This is a genomic window from Puia sp., assembly GCF_036500295.1.
Lineage (GTDB): Bacteria > Bacteroidota > Bacteroidia > Chitinophagales > Chitinophagaceae > Puia.
In genome coordinates, this window is the sequence record NZ_DASYCH010000096.1 from 11,461 (window position 1) to 33,845 (window position 22,385).

Genomic DNA, 22,385 nt, shown 5'->3' on the forward strand with positions numbered 1-22,385 from the left:
CAGTTGTTTCTACTATGAGAAAGGTATTTCTTTTTTCCTGCCTGGCGTTGTCCGCGCTTTGCGCAGCCGCACAGGTCAACATCCCGACCGGGAGCGCCATAGTCAATATTCCCATCCAAAGCTGGCAAGACACCAAGAGCCGCTTGAGTGCAAACATTGAGCTGCAGTACAGTTCGAAAAGCGGACTGAAGACCGACGAGATGGCCTCCAATGTCGGCCAGGGCTGGAACCTTACCGCCAGCGGGATCGTCGTCCGGATGCAGGTCGGGCAACCCGATGATCAGAAACCGAAAGACGGGCTTTACACCGATGTCACCAAGTATCCACCGGGATATCTGTATAACTCGGCGCCCATCTCCAGCGGGTGTCCCACGGCATTGCATAACTATCCCATCTTCGGTTCATCCAACGTCGTGTACAAGAACGATAATGTGACGGACGCCGATCGCGAGCAGGACTTTTTTGTATTCAGCTTCAACGGTCGAAACGGCGTCATGGTGCTGGGAAAGAGAGGCTCCGATCCAAATAATCCCAGCGGCGGAAGGGCGGTCTTCCTCGGTGATGTGAAGCTGAAGGCCACCTATGATATCGACGAAACCGCAGCAGCGACGCAACATTTACGAACGACGGTCAGCGCCTTTCATATCCAGGACGAGAACGGGCTGATCTATACCTTCCGGGATAAGGGACTGACCCGTATCCTGAAGACCCATTCGGCTTCGATGTCTACCGACTACTATGGCAATCCCTACGCCAGCCAGGCAGGTTCCCCCTCGTCCTATGACGCCTGGACCACCTATTACGAAGCGGATTTCAACGAGCTTCAGGATGCGGACAATCCCTATATCGTGGGCAGCTGGTATCTCAGCGAGATAAAAGATCCGCTCACCACCCGGACGATCACCTACACCTATCATACGGAGACGCTGAATAATTTCGCGGGGACCAGTATCCGCGGGACCAGCCGGCCTTATGTCATCGTTTCCGCCAAATTCTCCATCACTCAAACCCCGGTGCTCGACCAGGTGACCTATCCCGACGGAGTGACGGCGAGCATGATCTACGGCGCGTCCCGGTTCGACCTGCAAGGGGACAAACAACTCACGGGGGTGAAACTGACCTTTCAGGGGAGGACGGCCTACCGGTTCGACTTCGTCCAGTCCTATATGGTCAAGAGCCAGATCCGGCTACCCACGGACAATACCGAGTACCGGCTTTCCCGTCTCTGTCTCACCGGCGTGAAGCGATGGGGTGCCGATGACAACGGCCAGCAGAACGTCTATAGCTTCGCCTACAATACCGGCACCGATGAAACGGAGAACTGCGTGCCACCGCCGTTTTGCGAGGTGACAGACATCTGGGGTTATTACAATGGGGACAAGCATTCCTCCTTTGACAACAGCAACGGACACACGACCATCCCTTCCCCCTTTGCCTATATCGGCGGCCGCACCTTCTATGAATACGAGACGCTCGCCTACCTGTATGCGAATATCCATCCCAAACCGAACCCCGACCCGATGGTGAAGCCCGGCTATGCGGCGCTGGGTCTGTTGACCGGCATCACCTATCCCGGCGGCGGCACCCTCACCTATACCTATGCGCAGAATACCGGGCTGTTCCCCGGAGATGCCGCCGAATCGAATTGTGCGGGTGTCCACGTCGCGCAAACCGTCGCGCATGACGGCGGCACTGCGACGGCGGCCGATATCGTGACCAACTATAGCTTTACGATGCCCAACAACAGTTCCTCCATCTGGGGACTGGAAAAGGCGATCAATCTCCGGCAATCTACCTCGAGTTTCTATCCGGAATCACAATATGTTACTGTTTTGGGCTGCGATTACGATTATAAGTACCCGGGTATCCTCTCCGTCGACCAGGCCACCAGCCTCTCGGACATGCAGCAGGCCATGGCCATCTTCTCCAAGATCCTCGGTTATGCCGGGCTGGCCATGGATATCTTCCAGGTGGTCGCGACCGCGGGTGACAATCCCGTCTTCGCCATCGTCGAACTCGTTTGGGACGTGCTGACGAATTTTGTCACGTCCTGCAATCAACATACCGAGTCGAATACGGACCTGCTATATTACAACCGCGATCTCAATGCCGGTAATTCCTTGCCCATTCAGTTCAAGCGAGCGGTGGTGACCCAGGGAAGCAGCGGAACACCAAACGGGCAGACGATCTACGAGTATACGAGTCCGGACGTGCCCGGCGTTCCGGGGGTTCTCGTCGCGGATAATACCGCATCCTATTCCCAGCGTCAACGCGCACTGTCCTGGGTATATGGACTGCCCAGGATGACGACTCTCCTCGATGCCGCGGGCAATACGGTAAAACAAATAGAGACGGATTACGATCTTTCGGCTGCCACGACGCAGCGCACGATCGATGACGGCACCGGAACGACCTCGGCGGGCGGCTGTACCTGTGCGGTGAACAATATGCACTCCAGGGGTTCGGACACCTGGACCAGCACGGGCTATATCAATACGTATGAAACGCAGACTACGGCCGATATGGCCATTCAGCCCTACGTTTTGTATACGGGCAGGGCGCCCGTCACGGATGTCTACGAACGCACGTTCCGGGACGCGAACAACAAACTGGAGACGCATACGCATTACGACTACGATAGTAAGAACTATCTGCCGCAGAAGGTCACCACCACGCAGAGCAACGGCGACCAGAGCATCAAGGAGATGTACTACGCGCCCGATTATACTGCCGGCGGCGTGTTCCAAACGATGACCAATAACAATCTCGTTAACACCCCCGTGGCCACCTATAATTCGGTGGTGAAGAATCAGCTTTGTCACGACTGCCCGCCCAGTCAACCGGTGTATTTGGGTGCGACCGTATATAACTACAGCGTTCAGGGCAATGGCGATATCAAGGCGGACAAGGGATACACGTCCTGGTCGAGGGTGGCCAATCAGCTAAGCGGTGTGGGCAATTTCGGCTTCGACGCGGCCAATCCCCTCAACTACCCCAACCTGGTGCAAACCGAGGCATTGGGGTATGATGCGACAACGGGTAACCTCGTCAGACAGGCCGATGAAGGAGGCAGGGTGATCACCAGTCTCTATGACTACGACGACCGTTTTGTGGTAGCGCAGGTGTATAATGCCGACCCCAATGTCGACAAGTCCGCCTATAGTAGCTTCGAGTCGACAGGCACGGGCGCCTGGACCCTCGGAGGAACCAATACCTGGCAGAGTACCAATGCCATCACCGGCGCCGCGGGATTCGATCTCGGCGGCCGGACGCTCACGGCCTCCTTCGCGGTGGGCAAACCTTATATCCTTTCTTTCTGGGCTTATAGCGGTGCATCCGTATCGGTTAGCGGCGGTACGCTGGTAAAGACGGGCCCCACGTATAAGAATTTCACCTATTACGAGTATTCCCTGTCATCAGGCAGCCCGGTGGTCTCGGGCAGCGGGGTTATCGACGAGCTCCGGCTCTATCCCGCGCGGGCCCGGATGACAAGCTACACCTACGATCCCGTGCTGGGCAAGACCTCGGAATGCGATATGAATAACCGCATCCACTATTTCGAATATGACCCCGCCGGGCGACTGCATATCGTCCGCGATGAGCAATCGAATATCATCAAAATGATCGAATACAACTATAAGCATTAACCTATGCGCGCCACCATCAAACGCTATACCGTCCTTCTCCTGCTGATCACCGGCGCCTTTATCCTGCGACCGGGTACCGCGCGGACCCAGACCATCTTGCATGTCTATGGAAATTATTGCGTCGGCCTGCAAAATGTGTTTGCTTTTACCGGGCCCGGAACGGTCACGTCGTGGAGCATCAGCGGTCCTTACACGATCCTTTCCACGGGGAGCAACATGATCACCCTAAAGTGGAATTCCGCTGCTAACGCCAGCGTGACCGCGTATTATTCTGGCGGGCCATCGGGATCGGGTAATACCACCCTGCAGGGGATCAGTGTCGGCACCTCATTAACCCCGACGGTTTCCATCAGCGCCAACACCAACAATGTGTGCCAGGGAACGAACGTCACCTTTACGGCGACCGGGGGCAACACCGGCTCCAGCCCCTACTACGAATGGTTTGTCAACGGCACCAATGTAGGATCAAGCGCACCCACTTTTACCACGAATACCTTGCACAATGGCGATCAGGTGAGTTGTACGCTCGTCTCCAGTTATGCCTGTGTGACTTCGACCACCGCCAATTCCAACGTCATTACCATGGCGATCAATAACCCGGCGAATATGACGGCGACCATCAGCGGGACGACGACGCTGTGCGGCAATTCGACAGTGGGTTATTCGGTTTCGGTACAAAATGGGGCGGGGACGCTTAGCTACCAGTGGCAGCGCAACGGCAGCAACATCTCTTCCAACCAGGGCTTCCCGCCACCGTATGCACTGGCTTATGGCCCGGTGAACAACGGCGACGTCTTCCGGTGTATCGTGACCTCTAACAGTTGCGCGGCTTCGGCGACCTCCAATTCCATCACGGTCAACGTCACTCCACCGCCGACCTTCACGGTAAGCGTGTCGCCCGTCACCGGGATCTATCTCTGTACGGGACAAAGCGTCACCTTCAACGCCTATCCCAGCCAGACGGCCACCAGCTATCAATGGCAGCAATACGGCGCGCCTATTTCCGGCGCCAACGGCAGCAGCTATACGACGACGGTCACCTCGCTTTCGCAGCTGCAGGGCATCGGCTGCTACGCCACCACTTCGGGCGGTTGCGTCGCCAACACCAGCGCCACGGGTACAGCCGCGAACATCCCGTTCGTCGTCAATACCACCGTCACGCCTTCCATCTCGATCAGCTCTTCGGCGGGAACGAGTTTGTGCGGCGGAACCTCCACGACCTTTACCGCTTCGCCCGTGAATGGCGGAACGCCTCAATACCAATGGCTGCTCAACGGCAGTCCCGTCTCGGGCGCCAACGCCTCCACCTGGACGACGAATGCCCTGACCAACGGCCAGCAGGTGAGCTGTCAGATGACCAGCAATGCGTCCTGTGCGACATCCACGACGGTCACCTCGAATGTGCTTGCGATGAGCATCACCGCATCCCAGCAGATGGGCGTCAGCATCGGCGGGTCGTCGTCGATCTGCATCGGCAGTCCGGCCGGCTTTGGCGCTGCCTGGAGCAATACCGCGGGTAACCTCAGCTTCCAGTGGTATAAGAACGGAAGTCCCATCAGTTCGGACGGGGCTGGGGCTGGCAATATACCGCCCTACGCGCTGAACTATCAGGAGGTGAGCAATGGCGATGTCTTTACCTGCCGGCTCACCTCGGATGCGGCCTGTTATCTTCCCGCTACTTCGAGTGGGATAACGGTCACCGTCACCAACAAGCAGACCTGGACGGCGGGTATGAGTATCCCGGCGATCAGTCTTTGCCAGGACCAGGCGCTAGTGTTGACCGCCACCGCCAGCCAGCCGCTGAACAGCTATCAATGGAAACAGTATGGATACAATATCTCCGGCGCCAATGGACCTACCTACCAGGCGAAGGCGACGTCGGTCGCCGATCTCCAGGCGATCAGCGTGGACGTGACGACCAGTTCCAGCGGCTGTCTGGCCAATTCCCAGGCGACGGCGACGGCAGCGAATATCCCTTTTAATATCAGTGCAAACGTGCCGACGTCGGTGAGCTTTTCGGCGGGTCCAGCCGATATCCTGGTGGGGGTTCCCGTCACGTTTACGGCGGCGCCGGTCAATCCGGGCGATTTTGCCACCTACCAGTGGAAACTGAACGGGCAAGATGTCGCCGGTGCAACCTCGAGCACCTATACAAAGACGTTTACTACAGGGTCCGAATACCAGAATCTCAGCGTGACGATGAACTCCAGCGTCTGGTGTGCGATCAAGCCGGCGAGCAGCGCGGCGCAATACCCAATCCACCTGGATGATTGGGAGAATTTGAACTATGTCCGTATTCATGAGATCCGGGTGCCCGGCGTCACCGAATGGCAGGGCGTCGGCAGCACGGTGGTCGGCGACAAAACAGAGACAACCATCTATTACGACGGATTGGGCCGGCCGATACAACACGTCGACCGGGAGATGGCCACACCCGACCCCGCATCACCCAACGGCAGTTGGGGGGATATCGTGACGCCCGCCGCCTATGATCCGTTTAGCCGGAAGGCGCAGGGATATCTGCCGTATACGACGACGAGTCAGACCGGGCAGTATAAGACCTCGGCGGTCACCGATCAGGCGCAATATTATTCCAACAACTATAACGAGAGCCCGGCCTACGGCGTGACGATTTACGATAACAGCCCGCTCAACAGGGTGACCAATACCAAGGCACCCGGATCGGCCTGGAACAACAGTTCAGGAAATCCGATCGCGTACGATCTCAATGATCAGACGGCCGACAACGTACAGATCTGGTCGGCCGGCGATAACCCGGGCGATGTGCCATCTAACCAGGGAGCCTATCCGTCCAATACCCTTTTCAAGACGACCCATACGGACAGCAAGGGGAACCTCGTCGTCGTCTTTACCGACAATGCGGGCCGGATGATCCTTAAAAAAGTGGAGATCAGCAAGACGCATGTGTCGCCCTATGATGGTTGGATGTGTACCTACACCGTGTATGACGACATCGGCCGGGTGCGGTTTACGCTCCAGCCCGAGGCGGTGAACTACCTGGCGGCAAATAGCTGGTCCTTTGGATCGACGGATATCCTCAACCAATTGTGTTTCCGGTATGAATACGACATAAGGGGACGCATGACGTTGAAAAAATCACCCGGCGCAAAGGAGATGTACATGGTGTATGACAACAGGGACCGGGTTGTCTTCAGACAGGATGGCAATCAGCGTAAAAAGACGCCGGGTGAATGGACGGTAAAGCTGTATGATGATCTCGACCGGCCTGTCCTTACTACGTTGTACACGACTTCCGCCAGCCAGCAAACGCTGCAGACGCTGATCCCTTCGGGCAATACAAGCACATCCCTAAGCGTCACCGCGCAGGGGGCGACGGTGTCGGCGTGGAACAGTCCGCTGGCGGCCGCCGATCTGAATAACGCATCCGTCACCACGATCCTCGTGTATGACTTCTATGACAATTATAGCTATCCCGGCGTCAAGGCCTTTAGTACGAATTTCGACAACAGCCAGGCGTATTCCACCGGAGATGCGATGACGCCGACGCAGCGAACCCTAAGTCTGGCGACAGGAAAGCTGGTCCGGGTGTTGGGCACGGGCAATTTCCTGCAAACGACCTTCTATTATGACGAAAAGGGCAGGGACCTGCAGGATGGGGAAGATAATATCAAGAATGGGGTGGAGGTGACGACGCGTCAGTACCGGTTTGATGGGGTGATCCTGAGTATGGATTCGAAACATACCGCCGCCAACACAACGTATACCAATTTTGGTACATTGACCAAATACCTCTTGGATGCGCGGGGGAGGGTCAATAGTATCCAGAAGAGATATGGCTCCAACGGCTTCAAGACCCTTGTCTCGTATGACTTCGACGATATGGGCCGGGTGAAAACCAAACATCTTGATCCGGGCTATACAGGATCGGGCAAGCAGGAACTGGAATCCCTGACCTATAGTTACAATATCAACGAGCAACTGACCGGGATCAATAAGGACTATGCGCTGAAGACACCGGGTAAATATGATAAATGGGGAAATTTCTTCGGGCTTTATCTCGGCTACGATAACAAGGATGGATACTTTGCCGACAACCAGCTGGACGGCCAGGCTACCGGAGTAGTATGGTCGACGCAGGGAGATGACGTGCAACGGAAATACGAATATTCCTATGATGCGGCCGGACGGTTCGTCAACGCGGCATTTTCCGAGAAGCAGAATGTGGGCGATAGCTGGAGCAACGCGATGACCGATTTTTCCGTGACGGGTGAAAGCGGCCGGATCACCTATGATCTGAACGGCAACCTGCTGAACCTTGTACACCGGGGAATGGTGCAGGGGAATGCCGCCTTCCAGACCGTGGATGACCTGCATTACCAGTACAACACGCTTAGTAATACGCTGGTGCAGGTCTCGGACAACAGCAGCCTGGGCGTACAGAACGGGACCCTGGGCGATTTCAAAAAGGGCAACACCACCGGGGGAAATGACTATGTATACGACGACAACGGTAACCTGGTGATCGACCTCAATAAGAACATCACCAATATCGGCGGTGCGGATGGAGCCAACGGAGTGCATTATAATTTCCTTGACCGGCCGGAGACCATCCACATCCCGGGCAAGGGAACGGTGAACATCGTTTATTCCGCGGAAGGGAGCCGCTTGCAGCGCACCTTTACTCCGGAAGGAAGCTCGACGGGTGTGACGACGACGTATATCAATGACTTTATCTACCAGGGGGACGATCTGCAATATATCAGTTTCGAAGAAGGCCGGATCCGGGTGATGCAGAGCGTGCCGCCGGTGACCGGGTATGATATGCTCAGTATGGATGGGAATATGGATCTGCCGGGGAGTAAGCGGGGCGCATACGATTATTTCATTCGTGATCAACTGGGCAACGTTCGTATGGTGCTTACGGAAGAGACGCACTCGCAGACGAATACCTGCACGATGGAGCCGGACCGGGCGTCGAGTGAGGAGCCGGTATTCGGTCAGGTAGATGCCGGGGGAACAGCGACCGCGGCCAATGAAGTGAAGGCCCGGGTGCTCGCGACAAGTATTCCGGGACAAACGACGGGCAATGGCTGGAATGATCCCACCATCCAAAACTATGTCTCGCAGGTAGGCAACCTGGCGGCGAGCAGGATCGGGCCGAATATGCTGATGAAGGTAATGGCCGGAGACCAGGTAACCGCGCAGGCGATCTATTACTATCAGAGTCCCGTGACCAACAGTACCGGCGGCCCTTCCGTGGTGACCCATCTGCTTGGCTCGCTTGCGGCCGCCATTTCCGGGGGAACGGCTACCACGGGCGCGATGCACTCCGGGTTCTCTTCCTCCAATGCCACCGCTCATTTAAGCGGCAGCGCACCGTTTGGCGCTTTGGCGGATCCGGATATCAATAATGCGTCGGGCGACGCCCCCAAGGCCTACCTCACGGTCCTGTTCTTCGACGAGCGGTTCAATTTCGTCGGCGAGGGCAGCGCGGCGTATCGCGTTCAGACCGCGGGCTCCGGTGCGGGTCCGCTGATCTTCCCCACCACCCGCGCACCGAAGAATGGGTATGCCTTTGCCTATGTGAGCAACGAGAGCGACGAAATGGTATATTTCGATAATTTACAGGTGTCGAGCGTTAGGGGCAATATCCTGCAGGAGAATCACTATTATCCGCATGGATTGAAGATCGCGGCGCTGAGCAGCATGGCGCTGCCCTCGGCAAGTGAAGGGAAGACCACGAATAATTTTGAATACCAGGCCGACAATGCAGATACCGACCCGGATATCGGCTGGGATGAGTTTGAGTTGCGGGATTATGACCCGCAGATCGGCCGGTTCCTTCAACAGGACCCCTATAGTCAATACGCCAGTCCCTATGCCGGCATGGGCAATGACCCGGCAAATATCACTGATCCTACAGGTGGTCTTACGATAGATTTCGGTACGGTGGGCAATCTGACGGGAAGTGTGTTGGGCGACCGGTTACTGGCGACGGCCGCGGGTGCGATAGTCGGTTGGGGTGTCGATAAACTGGCAGGAGGCAACGGCTGGGCGGGTCTTGGTATCGGGGCAGCGGTTGGGCTGGGCATCACCTTCCTGCCGCCTGTATCTTTTGAAAGCGTGGCCAGTGCCGCGGAACCCGGATTAGGAACGCTTGCCGAAGTGGGGTCGGAGATCTTCCGTTACGCCTCGGACAACGGCGACGACGATGGCTGGAAAGATCTTTACAAGAAGGACCTGGTGACGTATTACAAAGCTACCCATGGCCGTGATCCTTCGGAAAACGATCTGGGCGATGAATTCGAGGATCTGTTTGACGATTTTTCCAGCAAAGATCTGCTGATGAGGATGTCCAATGTCCGGCGGGCTGATCCAAGATCCAAGTTCACCGGGGGATTCCGGAATACGGTACCCGATTTTCTGGGAGATTCATTTGTAGATCAAATGGACCCCATGACCGGAGAGGTGCAGGAGACCCGCATCAAGGGTTCCGACTGGTATGAATTAAAACAGATGAACGGCAGACTGACGCTCAGCTCGAACGAGGACCAGATAGCCGGGCATATCGACAATATGAGAAATGCGACCGATTATGCCTATAAGAAATACTGGAAGGCCGGATATCATTCCAAACTCTATGTCGTGACTACCGCCGATGTCAAGTTCTCGGAGAATATCCGGGAGCGCGCGTTGAAAAATAATCTTTTGTATGAGCATATTCATGCCCAATACCGGATCGTCAACGGAAAATGGGAGTTCAATTTCAAGAAAACGATCAGCAAGGTGTCAGAACCCTATAGGCGACAATGAGAACTCTATTATTATTTTGTGTAACATTGTTATTAATGGACAATAAGGATCAGCAGTCATTGCCTTATCGGGTAATGCCGACACGGGAATGTCTTACCTATCTTGAGGCGCATGGGCTCACGATCCATGACGACTCGGGGGACCGCATTAAAAGTAAAAGCGGGGTCGTTTATGTCTTGCCAAATGGGGAAACGATCCTGATGCCGACGAATTTCGACAGGGACTACCCCGGGATTGTCTTCAAGGATAGGGCTACCTTCCTGGATTTTGCGGCGAAGGATCAGTTTCCCGTTGGGGAGGAGAACATGACCTGGTTCGAACGGCACTGTGCGGAGATCAGGCAGTTTCGCGTGCAGCCGGAATTTTTTCGAAAGACCCTGACGCAGACGCTAAACCTTCGTTTTCCTTTCCGGGATACCGCGGATATCGGGAAGGCGTTTCGGACGGTGCAAGCCATCCTGAATTCACCGGAACAAAAAAGCCGGCCATGGCACGAGACCGAGCAACTGATCTATTCATTTGGTTTAGGGGTGCTCGACTATCTCATCGATGTAGAGAACAGGGAGGTCCGGATCGAAGATGGGTATGAAATGTATAATCCTACCGCTTACCCCGTGGCGGTCATCGACGGCGACAGAACGGATATCCTTTCAAAAGCGACCCGGTATCTTTCTCAGCCCGGGGATTATCAGTTCGAGGTGTTTGCCCGGAATAGCCGGCTGATACCCTAAGAGCCGGGCAGCGCGTGCGGGGCATAGACAAAAAAAGGAGCCCCTGAAAAGGAACTCCGAAGTTATACCATTCAAAACTGGCTACGAAGCCGATGTTTGAAGGGACGAATATATTGGTGTCCCGCCGCGGGCCATAGCCAAAATGAGCCGTTCGCGGTTGTGGGCTGCGGTTGACGGCCGCGATCGCGTAGTTGATGGCGCAATCGCGCAGCTTGCCGCTAAAAATCCACCAGCACTCCCTCTTTCGAAGCCTGCTGCTGCGTATAGGAGGCCCCATCCACCTTCAGACCCTGCGCATTCAACAGGGTGATGATCCCGCCTTTATTGGAGAGCTGCGCCCCCTTGCCGCTCAGGTTGACGCGGAAGGTGTCACCGGGCTGGAGGGTATGCTTGCCGAGGGTATCGCGTCTTTTATGGGTGTCGGCGATCGCCCAGCCATCGAGATCGACGGCGTCGGCGCCGGTATTGAGCAGCAGGACATATTCCTTAGCCGGATCGCCCCCTTTCGGGTTGACGAGGGCCGCTGCGATCCGCACGGGTGTATTCTCCTGCGGTTGCTGGGGACCGGTAGGTCCGGGAGCGGTGACCGGGTTGCCGGTTGCGTCATCCGTATGAAAGGATTGGGACTGGAACGCGGTGAAGATGGCGGCCCAGCGGTTGCGCGACGGGAAGTGAAAAAGAAGCCCGCCATCCTGGTAGACCCCATTGTCGCCGAAGAAGCTGCCCTTGGGGTTGCCCTGGTTCATATGAATATCGTGGATACCCGTGCTGGGGTTTATCTCGGGGAAATACTTGTCCGCACCGCTGGCATCCTTCCAGTGCTGACCAAAGGCGAAGAGAAGCGCGTCGGCATCACTGATGGCCTGCTGTACCGTGAGGTCGAGCTGATCGTTGAGGTCATTGTTGTTGCCGGCGGCGGTGGCGGGCAGCGGAACCATGGCGGCGGGATCGAAGAGATTCATCCGGATGAAATCCAGCGAAATGCCGCCGGGTTTGGAATCGAGCGGGGTGTAACCAAGCGGCAGGGCGGCCTGGAGAATGACTTCGGTAAGCGGATGTTGAAAATCGAGGTTGGAATAAAACAACACCTGGCTCGGGGGAGTAGCGGATTGGGTATTGATGGCCACGCGGTGGGGGTCGTTGCCGCGATTGAGGAGGATATGATAGTGTTCGTCTTTGCTGGTGGCGAGGACCCGCTCGATCACCCTGCCTTGCACCACGCCATAATTTTGGATAGACATAAGAGGAGGTTTTTGAGGCTGTAAGGTAAGCCTTGGTTAACAAAAAAAGCGGTACTTTAGGACATCCTAATTCCCGATCATGCCCTTACCATTGAGAAAAGTTGTCCTGCTGCTGGTTGTTGCGGCTGTTTTTAGCCGATGTGCCGATCTCCGCGAGGTTCGCAGCTTCGCCGTCACCAGCCAGCAGGTGATGGATAAACACCGGACCGCGGTGTTTGGCTATGCTTCCTATTCGCATGATTCCGCCTATATCTTTCGCTATCTGCCCGACCATCTCCGGGATGTCGACTGCCATTGCGAGGCCGCGCAAAAAGCGGACGCGGGTATCGCCAACGAATACGCCGTGCTGAGCACCTATTTTGCGACCCTGGCGAAGTTTGCCGATCCCAACGCGTCGATCAATTTTACGCCCATGGGCGCCCCGTTGCCCGCGGGAGCCTACGGTCCCGTTACGATCACGACGCAGGAGGCGTCCATCGCCGCGGGGCTGGCCAGGGGACTGACCGCATTGGGCACGACCCGCTACAAGGCCAAACGCATCCCCGGCTTTATGGGGGTTTATCGGGATTCGGTGGCGCCCCTGATCACCCTGCTGAAGATCCGCGCGGACAATCTCGCCGGAAGGATCGGTTTGCTGCAGTTGCAGCTCGACCGGGTGACGGACTCCCTCATCAGTTTTGCCCAGGACAAGGCGGTCAGGATGCCGGTGCTATTCGTCTACGAGCAAAAACGGAGTCAACTGGATGCCACGCTGCTGGCCTATCAGCAACGGGTACACGAGTTGGAGACCGTGATCGCCGGCGGCCAGCTGATCGTCGACAATCTCGACAACCTGCATTCGAAGTCCTTCAAGGATAAGATGATGAGTCTTGTCAACGCCATATCCCTAAATGTCAAATAAAAGCATTTCCTATGGATCAAGTCGCAGCGGCGCAGTTTGCCAATTTCATGGGCCGGTTCTATCAGAACATGGCCACGCAGGTGGGCGATACCCTTCATCAGCGTATCGGGACCATCAGCGATGATCAGACGGCGGTGCTGATGGGAGACCAGGCCCGGCTGATCTCGTATGCCCAGACTTTCTATTCGCTGTCCGATAAGATCGCCTTCGACGGCGCCGACGATTATTTTAAGAAAGTGCAGGATGCCACGGCCGCGATCAACGAGGCGTTGAAGCATATCGACAAAGTGGACAAGGTGATCAATATCTCGGCAAACGTGATCGCGATGGCGGGCGGGCTCGCGAGTAAGAATACGTCGATGATGGTCACGGCGCTGACGGCACTGAAAGGGGAGGTGGGGTTATGAATATCTACCTCGATATCGCCATCTCGCTGTTGCTGATCTTTGTCGTATTCAGCGTCGTCGTTTATGTCATCCAGGAAGTGATCGCCATCAATTTCGAATATCGCGGCAAGATGCTGTGGAGCTCGCTGGCGCAGGCGTTGGACGGATTGCCGGTGCTCAACCGCCGGGGAATGCATAAGGGGTTGCCGGAGGATAACGCGGCGCTGACCGGTTCGCTGTTCGATCATGCGCAGATACGAGGGTTGATGAAGGGCAATGTGACGCTGCCCTCCTATATTCATTCGGCGGATTTTGCGAAGGCGGTGATCGATGTCCTCGCGGCGAAGGCGCCGGCGCCCGGTGTGAACAAGCTGGCCGATTTTATCTCGGGGCTGAACGTGCAGATCGGCGTGTTTCAGGCGGCCCATCCCGGCAAGAGCCTGCCGCCCGTGCTGGATATTTTCAGGGGACTCGCCGCGGGGGCCCCGGATCTCGCGAAACTGGAAAGCGACATCGAGGGCTGGTACAACCGGTATATGGCCCGCGTGAGCGGCTGGTACCAGTCGCATGTCGTCGCCACGGTGCGGATCATCGCCGTCGGCGTCACGCTGTTCTTTAATATCAATGTCTTTCAGCTGGGAACGAGTATCGCCGGCGATTCGACGATGCGCACCAACCTGGTGGGGATCGCCGAGCGGGTCGCCGACCACCCCGACCAGGTGACGGCCCTGCTCAATAAAAAATTCGATACCCGCATCCACGAACTCGATTCCCTGGCGCAGCCGAATATCGATAGCGCGGTGAAGAGCGGCGATGCGGCATTGGCCAACCGGTTGCGGCAGGCGCTGGAAGAAAGAAGGGAAGACGCCGCCAAGGTCTATACGGGATTACGGATCCACGCCGTCGACAGTCTGACGCGGACCCTTAGCGCCGTCAAGATCCCCATCGGCTGGCACCTCGATCAACTGGGTCAGGAACTAAAGCCGAACGGGAGCCTCGACTGGGGCGCCATCGGGCTATTGTTGCTGGGCTGGCTGATCACCGCGGGCTGTCTGTCGATGGGCGCACCTTTCTGGTTCGGCCTGCTGATCCAATTCGTCAATATCCGGCGCGCGGGAACCAAGCCGGGGGGTGATAAAAAGAGCTAGGCGTCTTCCGTTTTTGGCTCAGGCCATGGCGGGAATTTTGGCTCAGGCCATCGCAGGCACGACGCTGCGCGGGGTCTTGCGCTTGAGGAGCAGCGCGGCGAGCACCGAGATGGCGATCCCCACCGGTAATACTTCGGCATACGTGAACAGCACGACCATCAGCGGGTTCTTGTACAACTGCGCCATCTGGTTGATGCCGGCGATCTTTTTGTCCAGCGCGGCGCCGGTGACGCCACTGTCATGCGCCTGTTTGATGAGGATGGCGGAATACTTATCCATAAAATCCGGGATAAAATAATTGTAGTCGATCATCCAGGCGATGACGTAGGCCGTGCTGCCGATGAGGGCGATGCCGAGCCCGATGCGCAGGGCCTTGCCGAAGCCGATGGTGCCGCCATTGTATTTTTCCCGGTAGTTCCGGATCCCGACATAAATAAAGGAGAAGGCGATGATCATGGCGGAGTAGCCGACGATCGCGCTGCCCCAGTTGAAGACGGTGAAGCCGACGATAAAGAGGAGGAGGACGAGACTGGAGATGCCCCCGAAAACAAAAATGGTCTTTTTCATATTGTAGTTGTTTATCCCTCAAAAATGGGGGGTGGGCGGCGCATTTACTTCATACTTTCGGGTGATTTTGCCCGCCGCGCCGAGATTCAAACTTTCGGGTGGACCCGGTCGGCAATGATCCTCAGCCTTCTGGCCGTTTCGATGGCCTGGGTACGGCGGCGGACATCGAGTTTTTCAAAGATGCGGGAGGAATGGGTCTTGATGGTGTTGAGTGAAACGAAGAGCCGGCCGGCGATCTCCTGGTTGCTGAGGCCTTCGGCCATGCCTTGCAGGACTTCGAGTTCGCGGGCGCTGAGGCCGAGTCTGGCGATCTGTTTTTGGTCGACGGAGCCGTTCGGAAGACTGGAGATGCCGGCGTCGGGGGGCGGAGCGGCGGCGTCGGGCCGCGGAGCGACGGCTGCAGGGGGCGGGAGGGTCACGGTGATGACCTTTGGTTTTGCCAGCTTTACCGCCAGCCAGATACCCAGACCGGTGAACAGGACCGCGATGGCCCCGCTGTAGAGGTCGATGGCGTGGTCAAAGACCAGAAAACGCCACTCCAGCCATTTCAGCAGGAAGAGGAGAATGGCGAGGCCTGATCCGTAGAGGAGGATATATTTATATCGGCGGAAAAAGCGGAATGGCATGTGTCGGCTTACACCGCAACCTAGTGTTTTTCCTCGAATTTATCGGCAACGACCCTGATCTTTTTGTCGGGGGCGTCATCCAGTTTCGCGAGCAGGACGACCTTGCCATCCTTGCCTTCGATGGTGATCGTGGCGTTTTTATGCTCGTCATCGGGGTTGGTGAGAAGGACCTTCAGCTGGGTGCGGCCGGTCTTATAAGGTTCGGACCAGTTGCAGGTGTAGGATTTGACGGTGCCGGTGATCAGTTCCCGGCCGCCGGGGGAGATGCTGATGGTCGATTTGTCGAATTCGATGACGGTATTTTCTTCGGCTGAGTTTTCGACGGAGCTGTCGGCGGCGAGGTGGTCGGTCTTGGACGCGGTGAGCACAACCTTTTTGTCGCATTGGCCAAAGCCGAAGTGGCCGGTGGCAAGGAGGAGAATGGCCAGGAGGAACTGTTTCATTATTGTTTGGTTTTGATCTTTTATGACGGCAAGAATAGTGCGCGGGTTACTGTTTTGGGCACCGATCTTTCGCGGTAAGTGGTTATATTTAGGGAGAACAAAAACCCACAATTATGTTTGAGGAAGTATTGAGCATGGTGAAGCAGCATATGGCTGAGAACCCGGAGATCGCGCAGCATATTCCTGCCGGGCAGCAGGAGGCGATCCACAATGAGATCGCGAGTCATGTGACCAACGCGGTTACGCCGCCGGCCGGTGCGGGAGGGTTGGGAGGCATGCTGGGGGGCGCCGGTGGGGCGGGCAACAACATGTTGGGCGGCGCGGGCGGAATGCTCGGCGGCTTGCTGGGACAGTTGGGGTCCGCGATCGGCGGCGGTGGACCCATCGCCGGGGCGGTGGAAGGAAGCCTGGTGAGCAGCCTGGCGAGTAAGTTTGGGTTGTCGCCCGCAGCGACCGGCGCCATTGCGGGTGCGTTGCCCGGGTTGTTGCAGAAGCTGATGACCCGGTAAAGACGATTGACGTTGTAGCGCCGTGGGCTATTTGGGCTGATGCATGATCAGCTGATCGATCAGGTGTTGCACCGTGACGGCGGGGAGGGCTTCGACGAGATGGGATTGGAGTTCGGTTTCGTCGACGGAGTCCTCCCAGGTGTTGGCGCCATAGGTGTCGATGAGGATATGTCCGTGGCGCAGGCTATACCAGGGGGCGATGCCGTTGAGGGCGACGAGGACTGCTGTCTCATCCCAGCTCATGCGGCCCTGGGCGTCCTCGGGGGACTGGCGCATGGCGATGCGGAAGACGTCCTTGACGGGACTGTTCCGGATGGCGGCGTTGTGGACGAGGGGAAGGCCGGTCTTTATGCGTTTGCCTATTTCAAATCCGCTATAGATAACGGGCGTGGGCCAGTTTTTGGACACGCTGAGCGCGGCGGAGACGTCGCTGTTGATGTTGAATTCCTTGCCGCGGGGGAAGGTGCCGGCCATGGACACGAGGAGTTTTACCTTTTTCTTTACCAGTTGGATCCCGTCCAGCCGGGAGTTCTCATCGGCGTTGGTCTCGAGGAGGTCGGCCAGGTTGGTCTGGAAGCCCACCGTGACGATGACGACGCTGTGGTCGGGTTGTTTTGCCAGGATCTTCCGGTAAAGGGGCACCGCGTAGGCGGCGTCGGTGTTGTGGTTGATCGTATGGGGATAGTTGGCCAGGATGCTGTCGGTCCAGTGTTGCTTGTCGCGGATATCGGGGGCGTTGCCGCCGGGTACGCCGATGGGGATGCTGGGGCGGTGAAAATACGTATTGAAGACATTCAGTACCGCGGCCACCCCTTCATACCGGTTGCTGGACATCGTCGCGAGGATCTTCGCCTTGCCGCTGTCGGCAAAGGCGTGGAGCAGGGCGATCGCCCCGACATCGTCATAGTCGGGGCCCATGTCGGTGTCGAAGATGATATTCACCACGTCGCTCTTTTGGGCGTCGCTGTTTTGCGCTTGCGCGGCAGCGGGGCCGAGGAGGGCGAAGGCGAGGAGCAGGGGTAAAAATTGTTTTTTCGGCATAGCGGAAAGTATTGCCGAAGCTACGAATTTATGCGGGAATGCGTCAGGGATCGGCAGGAGCGCCATGCGCGACCGAGAGCCCGACCCGCCGCGTCGGCCACAACGTTGGCCCATGCCGGCGCCGCTGGGGACGCCCTACCTGCGCTTTAAACTCTTCACCGGATTCCTCAGCGCGGCTTTTATCGTCTGAAGGCTCACGGTCACCGGCAGTTTTATTCTGAACGAAGGCTTTCAACCGGGTTGGCCGTTGCGGCGCGGATCGCCTGGAAGCTGACGGTCAGCAGGGCGATGACTACGGCGCCGGCGCCTGCCACGAAATAGATCCAAACGGGTATGGATGTCCGGTAGGCGAAATCCTGCAACCATTTGGTCATGGCCCAGCCCGCGATGGGTGCGGCGATGCCGGTCGAAAGAAGCACCAGCGCCACGAATTCGCGGGAGAGGAGCGACACGAGGTGCGGCACGCTGGCGCCGAGGACCTTGCGGATACCGATCTCGCGGGTGCGCTGGGCGGCGGTATAGGCGGCGAGTCCGAAGAGCCCCATGCAGGAGATGAAGATGGCGATGGCCATGGCGAGGTTCATGACCTCTGCGGTCTTCTGTTCGCGTTCGTAGAGTTTGGCGATGGTCTCATCGAAGAAGCGCGCCGTGAAGGTTGCATCGGGATAGATGGTCTTGAACGAATGCTCCATCTTGTCCAGCAGAACCCTCGCCTGGGCCGGGGTCCGGTTGGCGGCGGTGAGCTTTATGCTGAGATGCCTGTCCCAACCATTTAGCGGGATAAAGAAGAAGGGGGTTATCGCATCGTGGTAGCTGTTGGAATGAAAATCTTTGACGACCCCGATAACGGGCCCGACCAGGCCGCCAAAGCCGCTGCTCATGGTCTGACCGATGGCGTCTTCAGGCCGGCGGAAGCCAAGGGCCCTGGCGGCGGTTTCGTTGAGGAGATATTCGCTGCTGCTGTCCCCGGGGACGATGTTGTGGCCGGCCACGAGGGTGAGGCCATAGAGCGGGAGATAGCTGGTGTCGATCTGGGCGCAGCCCGCGCCATCGATCCGCGCTTTTACCCCGCCGTCGTGTTCGAGGAATGTGCCGGAGTGACCGTCGGCCTGGGGAGTGGAGCTGTTCATGCTGATCGACTGCACACCGGTCAGCTGCGCGAGCTCTTTGGCCAGTAGGGCTTTCTTATTCTCGGGCTGATGCCGGGGCAGGTCGATGTTGAGGATCGCATCCTTGTTGAAGCCGAGGTCGGTGTTGAGGACATAGTGCATCTGCCGGCCTACGACGAGGGTCGCGATGATGAAGAGCAGGCTGATGGTGAACTGGAAAACGATAAGCGCCTTACGCAGCGGGCTCTTGCTGTTGAGTTGTTGCGAACCCTGACCACGGAGGCTGATGACCGGTAGGAAGCCGGAGAGCACGCGGGCAGGATACCAGCCGGCGAGCAGACCCGTGATCGCGATGGTCCCCGCGATGAAGAGAAGCGTGGCGGGCTGGGTCAGCGAGAGATGAACGCCGGCCGGGATAAACCCATGAAGGGCCGAGATGACGGGATTGGCGAGCAACACGGCGAGAACCATGGCCCCGCCAACGACGATACCGGTCTCGGTGAGAAACTGGCCGGTCAGGCCCAGACGGCTGCCGCCAAGTACTTTCCGGACGCCTACTTCCCGGGCGCGCTGTACGGCCTGCGCCGTGGAGAGGTTGACAAAATTGATGGAGGCGATGAGCAGGATGAACAGGGCAATGCCGATGAGGGCATAGAGGGTTGGCTTATGCGCCCGCCGGCCATAGGGGTCGCTATAGGCGCCGTTGAAGTGGATGTCGGCCAGCGGCTGAAGCTTGAGTTCAAGGGTCCCGCCCCGTTGCTTTTTAAGATGGTTGGCGAGGAAGGCGGGAAACTGTTTTTCAGCCTGGGCGGGTGTTACGCCGGGAGCGAGCCGGACGAAGGCCTGGGCCTGGCTTTGCCACAAGTTCCAGCCATCCATATCTTTTTGCAGGAAGCTATGCTCCATGGTGCTATAAGAGAGGAGGTCCGAAAAGCTGAGATCGCTGTTCTGTTTCCGGTCGGCGACGATACCGGTCACCGACACCGTCAGCGAGTCATAGTAGACGAGGGTGCGACCCATCCAGGCTTGCGGGTCCTCACCGCCGAAATAGCGTTTCGCTTCGCTGCGGGTGAGGACGACGGCGAAAGGGTTCTTCAGCGCGGTCGAAGGATCGCCGGCCAGCCATTGACAAGGAAAAAGGTCGAGGAAGGCGGGCTCGACAAAGGCCAGATGCTGGCGTTCGCCGGGGGCGATCCCCGCGAAAGCAGCCGTTTGTCCACTGGCAAGGGGAACCAGCACCTTAGAGTCGTCGGTATAGAAGCCCGTCACGGTGGTGAAGCCGGTGGTCTCGCGGCGCAGATCGCCCGCCAGGGGGAGCGTCATGCCGGCGCCGTCGCTGTGTGCACCGGAGCGATTGGTCGAGGAGGTGACCACGCGGTAGATGCGATCCCCTCCGGGATGGGACTTGTCGAAGTTGAACTCGAAGCTGACGAACAGATAGATCACCAGACAGGTCAGGACGCCGAGGGTCAGACCCAGGAGGTTGATCGTGGTGTTCAGCTTGTGCCGGCCGATATGGCGAAGGGCATAAAGCAGATGTTTTTTTACCATGGAAAAAGGGATGTACGAAGGGTGCTACTAAGACCCTGCCGGTTTTGCAGGACATTGAATATGAAGGGGCTGTGGTTGGGGTGCAGGGTCGGGGTGTTCTTTTTTGATACAATGGGTGTTCGAGATTTATCCTATATTCCGGGTCTAATCAACCGCCATTATGCGCACAAAAACCCTCTTCGCACTGCTTGTGTTCTGCCCCATATTGCTCATTGCCCAGCAAAAGGGCTATTACCGAACGCCCGCCATCCATAAGAATACGGTGGTCTTTACGGCCGAGGGCGATCTCTGGAAATACGATCTCACCACGGGGCTTTCCTCCCGGTTAACAACACACGAAGGGCTGGAAGAGTATCCGCTGTTCTCGCCGGATGGCAAGACGCTCTACTTCACCGGGCAGTATGAAGGCGCCCCGGAGCTCTATTGCATGCCCGCGGAGGGCGGCGTGCCGAAAAGGCTGACCTATGACTATGACGGATATATGAAGGCCACCTGCTTTAGCAACGACGGCAAGGTCATCTACCGGACGATGCGGTATGACCAGCTGCCTACGCCGCAGCTGATGCGGCTGGATGCGACTACCCTTGTCCGTGAACCGCTTCCGCTGGCCGAGGCGTCGGATGGTTGTTACGATGAGGCGGGGGTGTTGTATTTTACGCGGTGGCCCTTTCAGGGAAGTTCGACGAAACGCTATAAGGGCGGGACGATCGAGCAGATCTGGCGATTCGACGGGAAAAGCGAGGCCAGCTGTCTTACCTGCGATTTCGACGGGACGAGCACAAGGCCGATGTTGTATAACAATCGGATCTACTTTTTGTCCGACCGGGATGGAACGATGAACCTCTGGTCGATGGACAAGGAGGGAAAGGGCGTCAGGCAGCAGACCTTCTCAAAGGGTTGGGATCTGCAGTCGCCATCGATCGACGCGGGGAATATCGTGTACCAGAAGGGGGCCGATCTGTGGTTGTTTGACGCGGGTGCGGCTACGGAAAAAATGCTGGATGTGAGGCTGGTGTCGGATTTCGACCAACGCAAACCTCGATGGATAAAAAGTCCGGTCAATTCGATCTCGGACAACGCCCTCTCGCCAAACGGGAACTATGTGGCGCTGATCAGCCGGGGACGGGTGTTTGTTTCGCCGGCGAAGAGTGACCGGTGGGTGGAGGTCAACCGGCGCAGCGGGATCCGGTATAAGGCCGTACAATTCGTCAACGACCGGACGCTGGCGTTGCTTTCCGACGAGAGCGGCGAGTATGAGATCTGGACCGTCAGCGCCGACGGGAGCGAGGCGGGCAAGCAGCTGACGAAGGGGACGAAGACGATGATCCGCAGCTTTGTGGTGAGTCCCGACGGGAAGTTTGTCGCTTATGACGACAAGAACGATGTGTTGCGTATCCTCGAGACGGCGGGTTCGACGGCGGGCTCTACGACGGCCGGCGCTACGGTGAAATATGAATATGGCGAAGCGTATGGCGGGGTCAGCGCCCTGGGCTGGAGCCCGGACAGCCGGTTCCTGCATTTTAACCGGGGACTCGAAGATCAGAATACGCAGATCTGTATCGTCGATACACGCGGGATGAAGATGAGTCCCGTGACGACGACGCGGCTCAACAGCGGCGATCCTGCCTGGTCGGCGGACAGCAACTGGCTGTTCTTTATTTCGGATCGCAACCTGCATACGCGGGTAGGG

General features: G+C 57.4%; 14 protein-coding genes. 8 read left to right on the plus strand and 6 right to left on the minus strand.

Features of this window, described 5'->3' with window-relative positions; genetic code table 11:
* Positions 1-14 precede the first annotated feature (14 nt).
* Genes VGM48_RS19040 through VGM48_RS19050 form a run of 3 tightly spaced genes read left to right on the plus strand, consistent with a single transcriptional unit; the run spans position 15 to position 11,173 of the window.
* Positions 15-3,647, plus strand: coding sequence for a hypothetical protein (locus VGM48_RS19040; protein ID WP_331582016.1), 3,633 nt, complete (start codon positions 15-17; stop codon positions 3,645-3,647).
* Between the two features lie 3 nt (positions 3,648-3,650).
* Positions 3,651-10,442, plus strand: a complete 6,792-nt coding sequence (locus VGM48_RS19045) for a DUF6443 domain-containing protein (RefSeq protein WP_331582017.1) — start codon at positions 3,651-3,653, stop codon at positions 10,440-10,442.
* A gap of 35 nt (positions 10,443-10,477) precedes the next feature.
* Positions 10,478-11,173 carry a hypothetical protein gene (locus VGM48_RS19050; RefSeq protein ID WP_331582018.1) on the plus strand — a complete coding sequence of 232 codons (696 nt, stop codon included), beginning with the start codon at positions 10,478-10,480 and terminating at the stop codon, positions 11,171-11,173.
* Positions 11,174-11,391: 218 nt separating this feature from the next.
* Here the strand turns inward: VGM48_RS19050 and VGM48_RS19055 are convergent, their stop codons facing one another.
* Positions 11,392-12,414, minus strand: coding sequence for a DUF2278 family protein (locus tag VGM48_RS19055; RefSeq protein ID WP_331582019.1), 1,023 nt, complete (start codon positions 12,412-12,414; stop codon positions 11,392-11,394).
* 79 nt (positions 12,415-12,493) lie between these two features.
* Here VGM48_RS19055 and VGM48_RS19060 point away from each other — a divergent pair, with 79 nt between their 5' ends.
* From VGM48_RS19060 to VGM48_RS19070, 3 genes are read left to right on the plus strand one after another with little or no spacing between them, the layout of a single operon-like run.
* On the plus strand, positions 12,494-13,315 hold the full coding sequence (locus VGM48_RS19060) for a hypothetical protein (RefSeq protein ID WP_331582020.1): 822 nt from the start codon (positions 12,494-12,496) through the stop codon (positions 13,313-13,315).
* A gap of 11 nt (positions 13,316-13,326) precedes the next feature.
* Positions 13,327-13,722 (plus strand): hypothetical protein, encoded by a 396-nt coding sequence (locus VGM48_RS19065; RefSeq protein WP_331582021.1) that lies wholly within the window; start codon positions 13,327-13,329, stop codon positions 13,720-13,722.
* Positions 13,719-14,849 (plus strand): hypothetical protein, encoded by a 1,131-nt coding sequence (locus tag VGM48_RS19070; RefSeq protein WP_331582022.1) that lies wholly within the window; start codon positions 13,719-13,721, stop codon positions 14,847-14,849. Before VGM48_RS19065 ends, VGM48_RS19070 begins: the two co-directional genes overlap by 4 nt.
* 42 nt (positions 14,850-14,891) lie before the next feature.
* Here VGM48_RS19070 and VGM48_RS19075 read toward each other — a convergent pair whose 3' ends face one another.
* The 3 genes from VGM48_RS19075 to VGM48_RS19085 form a co-directional block, all read right to left on the minus strand.
* On the minus strand, positions 14,892-15,416 hold the full coding sequence (locus VGM48_RS19075) for a DUF4199 domain-containing protein (protein ID WP_331582023.1): 525 nt from the start codon (positions 15,414-15,416) through the stop codon (positions 14,892-14,894).
* 86 nt (positions 15,417-15,502) lie between these two features.
* Positions 15,503-16,042, minus strand: a complete 540-nt coding sequence (locus tag VGM48_RS19080) for a response regulator transcription factor (protein ID WP_331582024.1) — start codon at positions 16,040-16,042, stop codon at positions 15,503-15,505.
* Positions 16,043-16,062: 20 nt separating this feature from the next.
* Positions 16,063-16,485, minus strand: a complete 423-nt coding sequence (locus VGM48_RS19085) for a hypothetical protein (RefSeq protein ID WP_331582025.1) — start codon at positions 16,483-16,485, stop codon at positions 16,063-16,065.
* Positions 16,486-16,598: 113 nt separating this feature from the next.
* Here VGM48_RS19085 and VGM48_RS19090 point away from each other — a divergent pair, with 113 nt between their 5' ends.
* Positions 16,599-16,994, plus strand: a complete 396-nt coding sequence (locus tag VGM48_RS19090; protein ID WP_331582026.1) for a hypothetical protein — start codon at positions 16,599-16,601, stop codon at positions 16,992-16,994.
* Between the two features lie 27 nt (positions 16,995-17,021).
* Here VGM48_RS19090 and VGM48_RS19095 read toward each other — a convergent pair whose 3' ends face one another.
* Both VGM48_RS19095 and VGM48_RS19100 read right to left on the minus strand, forming a co-directional pair.
* Positions 17,022-18,035 carry a nucleoside hydrolase gene (locus tag VGM48_RS19095; RefSeq protein WP_331582027.1) on the minus strand — a complete coding sequence of 338 codons (1,014 nt, stop codon included), beginning with the start codon at positions 18,033-18,035 and terminating at the stop codon, positions 17,022-17,024.
* Positions 18,036-18,247: 212 nt separating this feature from the next.
* The gene (locus VGM48_RS19100; protein ID WP_331582028.1) at positions 18,248-20,695 is read right to left on the minus strand and encodes an ABC transporter permease; all 2,448 of its coding nucleotides are present in this window, start codon (positions 20,693-20,695) and stop codon (positions 18,248-18,250) included.
* Positions 20,696-20,855: 160 nt separating this feature from the next.
* Here VGM48_RS19100 and VGM48_RS19105 point away from each other — a divergent pair.
* The coding region (locus VGM48_RS19105) for a S41 family peptidase (RefSeq protein ID WP_414711256.1) at positions 20,856-22,385 on the plus strand (1,530 nt) is incomplete at its 3' end.